Below are 11,045 nucleotides of genomic sequence, written 5' to 3'. Positions count from 1 at the left end.
AAGTGCCTATGGCATGCTTTATCCATGGAGTATCTATGGAGTATCTATGGAGTATCTATGGGGGGAGTAGAGGGTAGAGAAGGTAGAGGGTAGAGAAGGTAGAGGGTAGAGAGGTAGAGGGTAGAGAAGGTAGAGGGTAGAGAGGTGGAGAGGTAGAGGGTAGGGATCAGCGATTAACGATTACCGATTGAAGATTTTTGATTGGTGATTTTTGAACGATGAATACCGGTCAACTCTAATCGGGGAAGTTCAGCAAAAACAAACAATAACGAGCTGTCATTTATAAGCCTTTCCACCCCGGTGTCATTGCGAGCCCGCCTGCCGACAGGGCCGGGACGCAGGACGAAGCAATCTCATCAATGGGAGCCGTCAACACAAAGATTGCCGCGTCGTTCCTGCGTCATTCCTCGCAATGACGCTTGGGGGTGTGTTTTTTTTGTATCTCCCTGCTCTGGAAGGCAGACTCTCAATGTCGCTCTGGGGGTGTCGCTAATGTGTCACTCATTGCTTGATTATGTTCTTCGGTTGAGCATTTCGCAGACTTCTTGAAAAGGCAATCCCAGGTAATCGCAAGCTTCAGCGATGGTAATCAGTTGATGTTTTTCCTTTTTGAGCAAAAGCCGTATGTCGCGCATTACCTCTCTTGCATAGCGCTCACTTCGTCCCGTGATCCAACAAATATCCTTACTATAAATACAAATCCGTTTCATCTGTACATTAATAAGAGGGAGACCGACATGAATTGAAGCTGGTATGCCGTGGAAACTAATACTAAGCCCTAACACAACCATGCTAGATAATGGATCAATCAATAAAGTGTTTATACTTACACAAACTACGACGTATATCTAATTCAACTTTTTCAATAAAATGACCACTAATGAGTCAATTAACTTCAACTATTTTAAAACCCAAAACACTGGTAGTGAGTTGAATCATCGATTAAATATCTTTATAATCTTTCAAACGGTTCCTATAGGTGTTTGGATAATTCCGTTTTAGACAATTAATGTTCCTGATTTGACAACAAAAAAAAATGATTTTCAAGTGATTATACTCAATTGGCAATAGTCCATTTGAAAATTTTTATATTTTTGGTATGCCACTCCCTTAATTTTAGACTATGAAACGTGCACAACAAATAAGTGAAAATGCTTATGCCAAGTTCTGCGTGGCTGACGGAATTCTCTTTTGGACCTATAAGCCTCAGTTGGTCATTACACTTAAAGTAGCGTATAGTGTGGTTGAAAACCGAGTCCGATTTCAAAAGAATAGAGCTTTTCCGATCTTATGTGACATAAGAGGTGTGGTGGGTGTAGAAAAAGCAGGAAGGAATTATTTGGCGCAATATGGATCTTCACTGGCAACGGCAGTAGCTATTTGGGCAGATCAAACCGTATTGGATTCCATGAGCAGTTTTTATGTAACTATTAATAAGCCAAGGACACCAACAAAAATTTTCATCTGCCAAACCGAAGCGTTGAATTACCTAAACCAATTTAAATAACCAGTGGTTGCCCACAATTAAATCCGGCCTGACCATGCAACAAGAACACAACAGAAAACGGATCTATTTTATAAAACAAATGCTCTTTGCTATGGCAGACGGCAATTTCAATATGCGCATTCCGTTAAGCGGACATGATGACGAACTTGAAGCCTTAGTTGTTTTGATCAATATGGTGACAGAAGAATTTAGAGATGCCATCTTTCATCAGGGCTATATCAATCCCCATCAATCGTATGTCTATCTTGCCCAAGCCGGGGCAGTTCTCAATTTTGAAGGGCAGATACAAATGTCCAATAAAGAGTTTCGTAGTCTTATTGGTTATTCGGAGCAAGAACTACGGGAACATGTTCTCACAGATTTTCTGACACCAGAAACCTCAAACCTGTTTGAACACACATTGATTGCTTTGAACCAACCTGGTGATTCACAACAGGCGCTTGATTTGGAACTGATTTCCAAAAAGGGACTACGGGTTTTTATGCATTGCTCATTAACAAAATTTAAAGCGCAGTCACAAATTACATTAAGCTTTATTGTACCCGTCGTTCAGGAATTACATTTACATGAATACTTCAACGAGACCCTCATTAAGCAACGTATTAATCGTCAAGCCGATGCCGTCCTTATCCAGGAAATCTACGATTATATTTTGGAAAACCTTGAAGAGCCCCTACCGAAATTAAAGGCCTTGGCCCGAAATTTTGGCACCAACGAATTTAAGTTAAAATCTGGCTTTCGACAGTTTTTTAATACCAGTGTCTATAGCTTCTATAATGATGAGCGTCTAAAACGGGCCCATACCATAATATCCCAAAGAGATCTTCCTCTCAAAGAAATAGCTTTATTGACTGGATTTTCCACCTACCCCAACTTCTCTAAAGCCTTTAAAAAGAAATACGGCTATAATCCCACCGATTTATTGCGAAACGAAATCAATAAGGATAGTTCAAGTGAATAATTGCATTTATATTATTTCCAATCTGATAAGTATAAGTCTCTTATAGACAATATAAGACTTTCATCATGTGATATTTTTATAACCGTAACTATATCTATCAGGTTATGAAATCCACATCCAAAATATCAAACACAATTATTTTAATTGTTCGCCTATTGTTCATCTTATTGTTCAGTTATGCAGCAGTGAGTAAGTTGCTGGATTATGAGACTTTCGAAAGGCAGTTGGGACAGTCTCCGCTGTTGAGTGATTACGCAGGCTTAGTTTCCGTAGGTATTATAGTGATTGAGCTCATCGTATCGGGTCTGTTAATGTTCCATAAGACGGGTGTCATTGGTTTGTATTTAAGTTTTTTTATAATGGTTATGTTCACTACCTATATAATTGTGATATTAAATTTCAGCCCTTCAATACCTTGTTCATGTGGTGGTGTTTTGGATGCATTAGGATGGAGTGAACATCTAATCTTTAATGTTTTTTTTATTGGAGTTGCTTTAATTGGAATTCTTATTGAACGGAAGCAGAAACATGATTTTAACTAAGATAATACTACGTAGTGACAGGGGGAAGGTCGAAAACCTGTATAAAAGAGTAGATCATAATTTATAAATTTGAATATTATGAAAAAATTAAAAATGATTTTACCGATGTTGGCCTTTGTAATGGCTGTTGGATTGTCTTTTGGATTCGTCGATACGACAGTTTCACCTGAAAATGGTTATATTTATAAAGATAGTGCTTGGCAACAAGTTGACGTTATGTGCGGGACGGGCTCTCAAGACTGTAGAGTGAAATTTTCACCTAATGGTGAAGTTTATCAAGTTTTTGATGCTGATCTCACAACTCCGAGATCAGGAAATTCTGAAGAGGCAATTTTAATTACACCATAAATTAATTTGTGGATTTCAGCAGCAAATACACTGGGGTAAGCCTCCCCCAGTGTATTATTTCATGAATTTTGCGCTTAGCTCTTCTGATAACATAAAAACACATCAATAAGAAAGATCACATGGAATCATTACCATCCATCATACTGAATTCATACTTATTATCTTCATTGAAATATTTCTGTGCGCTGTTTATAATATCTTCAAGTGTGAGTGATTTTACATATTCGTTCATTTCTATTGGATTGACCCATTGTTTGTCAAAACGATAATGTTCGTGTAATCTTTTTATGGTTTGGGAATTTTTATTTAATTGATCCAAATTATATAGGAGATGTAGATGTTTTACGGCACTCATGAATAAATTATCGTCTATTTCTCCCAGCTTTATTTCATTTATAAGGAGATTTGCTTCGGTTCGTAAGTCCTCAAATTCTGAAGGCGTAGTATCAAAGATAAAATCTATTTCGTAACGTGATAAGGAATTATTTAACTTTCCATCCACACCAAAATTATATAGCCCTAATCCTCTTGCATATCGCAAATCTTTAAGTTTATAATTAGTTAGAACACTTAATGCTTTTAAGTTGATCTCTTCTTGCCAGTTATTCGGGTCATTGGTTTTAAGAAGGAATCTAATGCCATATTTTTGTCCTTTTATATTATTATTGTAATCGAAATGAATTACTTGTTCTACGGGTTTTCTTGTTGGGGAAACAGCAGATAATCCATTAATATTCTTTATGTTCGATTCAGATGAGTTTGGAAGGTTTCCCAAGTATTTTTTTACAAGAGGCACTACTGTTTCTAACTTAAAATCCCCACTTATTATAAAAGTAAAGTCCTTAGCGCTTCCATAAAGTTGTTTGTATATGTCATGCGCTCTATTCATATTGGTTTTAGAAATTCCTTTAAAGCGTATAGTTCCCATAGGTGTCTCTGAACTTTCGTCTGTGAAATCTTTTATCCCATGCAAAAAATCGGAAACGTGCAAACTGTAAGGAAGTTTTCGAAATTTAATTTTTTCTTTAACGACCCAATCTTTAAAAGCAGCTTTATTAGTGCCAGGTTCTTTAAAATGAAGATAAACTAATTGAAGGAGATTTTCCAGATTCTGGAGTGGAGCATCTCCTTTAATTCCGGTTTCAGAATACTCAATGTATGGTCTAACCCCATTTTTAAAACCAGAGTCAGCCAAAAAACGTTCTATTTGAAATTTATCCAGCCCTCCGACACCAGTATGTTTAACTATTAAAGGTGCATTAATTGCAGAAAAGTAGTCTTCCTTAGGAAAGCTTGATGCACCATATGGGCTAAAACCATGAACCATGATATTTTTATTATGCGCACCCGAGGAAGGCGTATAAGATTTTAAACTCACCTTAACTCCATTGTTCAATATCAGTTCTGTAGCACCAGATGTTCCGGAAATCTCTTTTATATAATCATTCGTTTTTAGATCGGCGAGAATTTCTTTTTTTATCAGTGCTTGTGGAGCTGATTTGGGGTGAAAGGGCTTTTCAGCCGCATTATGGATTTGTTCTATCCATTTCCGGACTTGCTTTTCCGAATAGGATAAAGCCTTATGACCTGAGGGAGCGATTATAATTATATCTTCAGGCATTTTATTCAGAAATTCTTTTGCAAGTTCATTGAACTCTGACAAAGAAAGTGCAGATAACCAATTGATTATTTTTTTTTGTTTATCACTTGGCATTTCTTCGCCATAAACAATATGTTTTTCCAGTTCCCTTTGCCAATATTGTGAATTTTCCAAGTTGTCATCTTTTATACGTTGCAGGAATCTGGATTTAGCCATGGTCCATTCTTTATCAGTGACTCCAAACTTCTTGGTTTGTAACATAATTTTCATACAGTCTTCTAGTGCTTGACGTTGCATTTTATTTTCTGTCGTTATTTTTATACTCAATGCTGACGGATGTGAGGTATTGGAATATCGACTGTTCGCTTTAAAAGAGTTATTATACATATTGGTGGCTTCCAAAAATCTGGAATTGAGAATTTCGGTCAGAAGCTTCCAAGAGATTTCCCGTTGTACTCCTTGAAATGTATTAAATTCTTTGAGTGCATGGGTGTCACGGAAAAATAGCTGAAATTCAACAAAATCCGGAATCAATGATTTTTCTTGATCTATTTTTTTTTCAAACTTCAGGAAATTTTTGGGACTGGTAAAATATGTGGATTTGCAGTCGTTCATTTTCCGAGGGTTCCTATTCCTTTCAATATCGATAAAACTATTTATAATATGCTGCTCCAGACTATCAATATCCTTGATATTTCCCACTACTGTAAGTGCCATTAAATCTGGGCGGTACCAATCCTTGTAGTAACGCACTAAAGACTCTCTTTTAAAATTTTTGTAATGCTCAAAAAGATTTCCTATTTCATTTCTACAAGGGAATAGATTAGTGTTAATAGTCTCCTTTATATAATAATCGGAGAGATTGCTACCGTTTCTAAATATGAGTTCTTGAATCATTACTCCTCTCTCGTTGTCTATGTCTCGTTCTGTAAACTTTAAGCTTGAGGCTATATCATGAAAAAAAAGAAGGCCAAAATTAAATGCTTTAAAATTATTTGGTTGAACATTAAATACATATTTAGTAAACTCTAAAGAAGCTGTGGCAGTTATATCATTTCTATAAACATCGTTCTTTTCTAATAACTCCGGGTCATTCTTTATCCCATTTGGTATATGATCACCTCCTTTAAAAGCCATATGTTCCACAAAGTGCGCCAATTCCACTTGATCCTCATCCTCCTGATAGAAACCAGCTTTGACATAAAAATTTAAACTCAATTTTGGTTGTGGTGTTTTTAGAGGTTTTATAAAATAGGTAAAACCATTAGGTAATTTACCATGTCTAATACTTTGATCCAATTTTTCGAAATTGCTTTCTTCGACTGACTTTTGCTGTGCTGATATGGAATTCAAATATATACTGGCACTCCATGTTAGGAAGATTAAATTTATTATTCTGTTGTGTGTCATTTTGATTCTTCATTTATTAATAACCTGTATTTTGTCCCAAATTTGGATTTTTAATACGTTCTTCTTCTGGAATTGGGAATAGCAAGTCGCTTTCCTCCCATAACGGCTTTATAGGTTCTAATGCCTTAGCGGCTGTTCCTGTACGCTTTAGGTCTAGCCAACGATGTCCCCATTCCGAAAAAAGTTCATTTTTTCGTTCTTCCAATATCAATTCGAGTAATGCTTCCTTGCCAATTTCAGGGTTGATGTTAACAATAAGCTCTAATCCTGCTCTCAGTCGTATTTTATCGATATCTGCAATAGCATCAGACAAATTTCCTAACATTGCCCTTGCTTCTGCCCTGATCAAATACTGTTCTGCAAGTCTTAAGACCATAGAATATTCGGTAATATTATTATTGCTTGATCTATCCTTATATTTATATGGAAAATTAAAGGTTCTTGTTCCTGATGAATAGAATCCTATCCAATGATGCATCCGACTATCATTAGGTTCGAAAGTGGATACAAACCTGTCGGATAATTTTATTGATGAAGTTGAAGTGCCAACAAACAGCTGACCTTCATTTGGATAGGTCAATATGTTTCCTCTACCTTTGGGAGATATTTGCCAAATAGCTTCACGACTATTTGCCAGAAATACAAGATCTAAGTTTTGGAGGATTTCAAATGTTCCTGTTTCCGCAATGACCAGACTACTTAATTCAGCTGCCTTTTCCCAATTATCCTGATAGCAATATACTCTAGCAAGCAATGCCATAACAGCAAATTTCGTAATGCGGGTGCGTTCTATTTCGTCCGACGAAGTATTCACTTTTATTAAGGCATCATTTAGATCGGTCAGTATCTGCATTTCGATAGATGCGATGGAGTTCCTTGCTGAAAGTGCATTATTGCGATAATCAGTCGTGGTGATCAAAGGTACTTCCCCGTATAGAGCGAGCAACTGTAAGTAAGTAAATGCCCGCACAAACTTTGCTTCTCCCTGTAAACGATCAATCGTTTCTTGAGAGATGTTTTGCGAATTTTCTAGTCCTTCTAAAAGACTATTGACCATATATATTATTTTATATGCACTAGCCCATAGTTTCAGATTGGCACTATTTGATGGAGAAATTTCGTTCTCTTTAAATTCAGTCAACTGGTAATTATTGGTGCTTATTGGTTCAAGAATATCAGCAGAAAGCCCTGCCAAAGCAGTTACACTATTAATGCCTCCACTTGAAAAGGTGGCGTTAAACAATTCATGATAAATTCCTGTCATAGCGCTAATTGCAGTTGTTTCGTCATTAAAAACAGTTTCGCTCATAATTTTATGTGTAGGGATAGGTACTTCTAGAAAATCTTCACATGAGGAAATGAAAATGAATAGTATCAAATTCATAAATAATATTTTTTTTGTCGTTGATTTCATGATTAAAAGTTTAAAAGTTGAGTTGCAATCCGCAGCTAATGGTGCGTAATACAGGAAGATTGTTTCCGATAGATTGCGGATCCAATCCCTTATAGTTGGTTAGGGTAATTAAATTATGTGCGTTTAGGAATAGTTTTCCTTCTGTTATTCCTATAGTACTCATTATTTGAGCTGGTAGGTTATAGCTTAGAGATATTGATTTTAATCGTAGAAAAGATGTATCTTCAATATAAAAAGTGCTATTTATAACTCGAGAATAGGCAATATAGGATTCTACTGATTGCGAAATCATTTGAAGTTCGGTGTCTTCCTTCAGCACATCAAGAATTTTTTTTGGGTAGTTACCAATAAAACCGGGGGGAAATGGATCTTTTCTACTTTTCTGCTTTACAAACTCCCATAGAAATTGTAGTGAGATACCCTTGTAGGCAATACTATTATTTATTCCAGCATAATATTTTCTTCCTTGATCTAGGATTACTATTTGATCTTCGTAGTCCAGTTTTCCATCTTGGTTGGCATCGACCATTTTATACAAACCCGTATTAGGGTCAATTCCATCATATTGATATAATAATTTAATATTTAGTGGATGTCCAAGGCGGTATTGGTTGGCATACGAAGTCTGTTCTATATTTGGAAACTCCAATAGTTCATTCTTGGGAATGGTTAGGTTGATAAAGGTTTGCCAGTGCAGTTCATTAGATTGAATATTGTTGGTGGCTAATTCCAATTCCCAACCGGTATTCTGTACAGTGGCGGGTAAGTTGGCTTGAACGGATGAGAAACCAGTTAGGGAGGGAAGTGGATATCCTACGAGTTGGTTTGAAGATCGGTTTCGGTACCAACTAATGCCCAGTCGGATTCTATCTCTAAACAGCCCAACATCCACTGCAGCTTCCAATTTTTTATTTTCTTCCCAAGAATAATCTGGGTTAGTGAGTTGTGTTGGATACAAGCCTCCTGGCGCCCGTGTGGATGCATAGGTGTCCATATAACCATAATCCCCAATTTGATCACTTCCTGTTATCCCGTAGCTCCCTCTAAGCTTGCCAAAACTTAAAATGGAATTATGATTTTTCATAAAGGGTTCTTCGGAGAATATCCATGCTCCACCGATGGCTCCGAAATTGGCAAAACGCTTATTAGCACCAAAACGTGAGGAGCCATCCCGTCTTCCGGTGAGGTTCAGAAAATATTTTTCGTTCCAGTTATATCCAATTCGCGCGAAAACCGCATGGTATTTATACGTGATTTCTTCATTTGTATTCGCAATGGTTTTTTCCGCAGAAGCCAAATTCCCGATCATTGATTCCGATACATAGCCATCAGCATTCATCAGAAGTCTATCACTTACACTATGTTGAAAAGTAATGCCAATTAAAGCATCCAATTTTCCAGTACCGATATTATTTTGATATGCCAATTGGGGTTCTATAATCCACGAGTTTCTATTGCTCTCGGAGTGGATTGAACGGTGGGAGACATACTCCCAATTTCTCGGGTTATAGGATCTTTTAGGCATTTTTATTACTTCATTACTACTCAATTCGGTATATCCTAAGTTTGTTTTAAAAAGAAAGGAGTTCGTAAGATTATAGGTCAATTCCAAATTAGAGACGATAGTGTTAGACTGGGCCTTGCTGGTATTATAGAGGCCTGCCATAGGATTGTTCCATGCGGAATATTCCCAATCCATCCAATTAAGGGTCCCGTCACTTTTATACATGCTTGGTGCATTCGGTGGAAGTGTGAGGGCGCTCGATATGAGAGAACGGTTATTAATAAAATTATTGCGGTCTACCCCGTAGTTAAGAGTGAGATTCAATCCTAATTTATTATTGTTCGAGGTGTGATTAATATTTAGTCCTGCTGTTACTTTATTATAGCTGAAATCTCCAGGAAGTATGGTTCCTTCCTTATGATAAGAACCGCCTAGACGGAAGAATGTATTTTCCTTGCCTCCAGAAGCCGATAAATTAATATCCGAGATGATTGAAGTTCCCCCGAAGAGTTCATCTTGCCAATCCGTATACCGATTCTTATCCCACAAGATGAGATCATAGGCGTTAGATTCTGTGGGTTGCTCCCCGTCATTTTGGAAGGCTTCATTCCGAATCTTCAGATATTCTTCCGTATTAAGGAGTTTCATCTTTTTAGATGCTTTTCCCATTCCAGAATAAATACGAGCTTCTAATCCGCTCTTTCTTTGGCTACCTCTTTTGGTGCTGATCAAAATTACTCCATTGGCACCACGAGATCCATATATAGCGGTAGCATCGGCATCTTTTAAAACTTCAATGCTTTCTATATTTGACAGACTAAGAGTATTTAAAGGGTCTATTCCTGTATTGCTCATATTCCCATAGCTATTAATTGGTGTGGAACTGACAGGAACACCATCAATAATATATAGAGGATAATTACCTTCACTCCTTAAACTATTTTGGCCCCTTATCCGAATAATTGGCGCACTACCGGGTATCCCATTTTGCTGCACTATTTCCACACCTGCCATTCGTCCTTGCAAAGCTTCCAAAGGACTCACAATGGGTTGTTGCTCAATATCCTTAGCTGTAACTCTCGTAATGCTCCCCGTCCTTTCCCGATCCGTGGTGGTGTAATAGCCCGCATTGATTTGCACCTCTCCTAGAGCTGTGGCATCCTCTTGGAGTGTGACATTTATGGTTGTGCGATTTTGGATTGGAATGGTAAGCGTGGTATATCCCAAATATGATATTAGAAGCGTGTCCGTTGTTTTGGCGGTAATGTTGTAGCGTCCGTCAAAGTCAGTGACCACTCCGTTTTTGGTGTTTTTAATAAGAACATTGGCGCCGGAGATGGGTAGTTTGCCATCGGTAACTTTTCCTGAGACGATGAGATCTTGAGCGGAAAGAGGCTCTAATAGCGTTAGAAAGAAGAGACAGCAGGCAAAAACACGCCTCCATCTTACTGATTTATGATTATTTATCATAGTTTTGTAATGGTTAAAGTGATACAATTATTTTAACTTAGGCCTGCTCCAATGGTCTTCGAAAACTTGGGAGTGGGCTTTTTTTTCGTAAGCTGAAGGCTTAGTGAAATCCATTTATGAGAGAGTTTGGTCTTATATCATAGGCTATATCTGTGTTTTAATTTTTAGGGAAGTAGGCCGCTGCCTTTTTTTTGCTAGCTATCTCCAACCAACAACGGCCCGTTCCCAAGACTAATTCTAACTGTTTCTTAATGTGTAAATCTGCTATTAATCCTTTGGTTGAAGGTAT

General features: G+C 37.3%; 8 protein-coding genes. 4 read left to right on the top strand and 4 right to left on the bottom strand.

The annotated features are described in order from the left end of the window. Window positions 1–512: 512 nt before the first annotated feature. Window positions 513–710: a hypothetical protein gene (locus J4051_RS18500; protein WP_208235371.1), complete on the bottom strand. Its 198-nt coding sequence runs from the start codon at window positions 708–710 to the stop codon at window positions 513–515. A gap of 413 nt (window positions 711–1,123) precedes the next feature. Between J4051_RS18500 and J4051_RS18495 the strand changes: the two genes are divergently transcribed. The 4 genes from J4051_RS18495 (at window position 1,124) to J4051_RS18480 (ending at window position 3,358) form a co-directional block, all read left to right on the top strand. Continuing rightward, window positions 1,124–1,507 carry a DUF7793 family protein gene (locus tag J4051_RS18495; protein WP_208235370.1) on the top strand — a complete coding sequence of 128 codons (384 nt, stop codon included), beginning with the start codon at window positions 1,124–1,126 and terminating at the stop codon, window positions 1,505–1,507. A gap of 34 nt (window positions 1,508–1,541) precedes the next feature. Then, the gene (locus J4051_RS18490) at window positions 1,542–2,468 is read left to right on the top strand and encodes a helix-turn-helix transcriptional regulator (RefSeq protein WP_208235369.1); all 927 of its coding nucleotides are present in this window, start codon (window positions 1,542–1,544) and stop codon (window positions 2,466–2,468) included. A gap of 104 nt (window positions 2,469–2,572) precedes the next feature. Beyond that, window positions 2,573–3,010, top strand: coding sequence for a MauE/DoxX family redox-associated membrane protein (locus J4051_RS18485; protein WP_208235368.1), 438 nt, complete (start codon window positions 2,573–2,575; stop codon window positions 3,008–3,010). Between the two features lie 78 nt (window positions 3,011–3,088). Next, window positions 3,089–3,358 carry a DUF6520 family protein gene (locus tag J4051_RS18480; protein WP_208235367.1) on the top strand — a complete coding sequence of 90 codons (270 nt, stop codon included), beginning with the start codon at window positions 3,089–3,091 and terminating at the stop codon, window positions 3,356–3,358. Window positions 3,359–3,473: 115 nt separating this feature from the next. Here J4051_RS18480 and J4051_RS18475 read toward each other — a convergent pair whose 3' ends face one another. The 3 genes from J4051_RS18475 to J4051_RS18465 are packed head-to-tail and all read right to left on the bottom strand — an operon-like array spanning window position 3,474 to window position 10,756. After that, on the bottom strand, window positions 3,474–6,368 hold the full coding sequence (locus tag J4051_RS18475; RefSeq protein ID WP_208235366.1) for a M16 family metallopeptidase: 2,895 nt from the start codon (window positions 6,366–6,368) through the stop codon (window positions 3,474–3,476). A 16-nt stretch (window positions 6,369–6,384) separates the two neighbouring features. After that, entirely contained in the window at window positions 6,385–7,782 is a 1,398-nt protein-coding gene (locus tag J4051_RS18470; RefSeq protein ID WP_208235365.1) for a RagB/SusD family nutrient uptake outer membrane protein, read from the bottom strand. 10 nt (window positions 7,783–7,792) lie between these two features. Further along, window positions 7,793–10,756: a SusC/RagA family TonB-linked outer membrane protein gene (locus J4051_RS18465; protein ID WP_208235364.1), complete on the bottom strand. Its 2,964-nt coding sequence runs from the start codon at window positions 10,754–10,756 to the stop codon at window positions 7,793–7,795. Between the last annotated feature and the right edge of the window lie 289 nt (window positions 10,757–11,045).

The organism is Gelidibacter pelagius (assembly GCF_017581925.1).
Lineage (GTDB): Bacteria > Bacteroidota > Bacteroidia > Flavobacteriales > Flavobacteriaceae > Gelidibacter > Gelidibacter pelagius.
This window is presented reverse-complemented; position numbering and strand designations above follow the sequence as displayed.

Excerpts from the sequence above, each read along its gene's own strand:
- J4051_RS18500 (WP_208235371.1), bottom strand. The coding sequence starts at position 710 with ATGAAACGGATTTGTATTTATAGTAAGGATATTTGTTGGATCACGGGA.
- J4051_RS18495 (WP_208235370.1), top strand. The coding sequence starts at position 1,124 with ATGAAACGTGCACAACAAATAAGTGAAAATGCTTATGCCAAGTTCTGC.
- J4051_RS18490 (WP_208235369.1), top strand. The coding sequence starts at position 1,542 with ATGCAACAAGAACACAACAGAAAACGGATCTATTTTATAAAACAAATG.
- J4051_RS18485 (WP_208235368.1), top strand. The coding sequence starts at position 2,573 with ATGAAATCCACATCCAAAATATCAAACACAATTATTTTAATTGTTCGC.
- J4051_RS18480 (WP_208235367.1), top strand. The coding sequence starts at position 3,089 with ATGAAAAAATTAAAAATGATTTTACCGATGTTGGCCTTTGTAATGGCT.
- J4051_RS18475 (WP_208235366.1), bottom strand. The coding sequence starts at position 6,368 with ATGACACACAACAGAATAATAAATTTAATCTTCCTAACATGGAGTGCC.
- J4051_RS18470 (WP_208235365.1), bottom strand. The coding sequence starts at position 7,782 with ATGAAATCAACGACAAAAAAAATATTATTTATGAATTTGATACTATTC.
- J4051_RS18465 (WP_208235364.1), bottom strand. The coding sequence starts at position 10,756 with ATGATAAATAATCATAAATCAGTAAGATGGAGGCGTGTTTTTGCCTGC.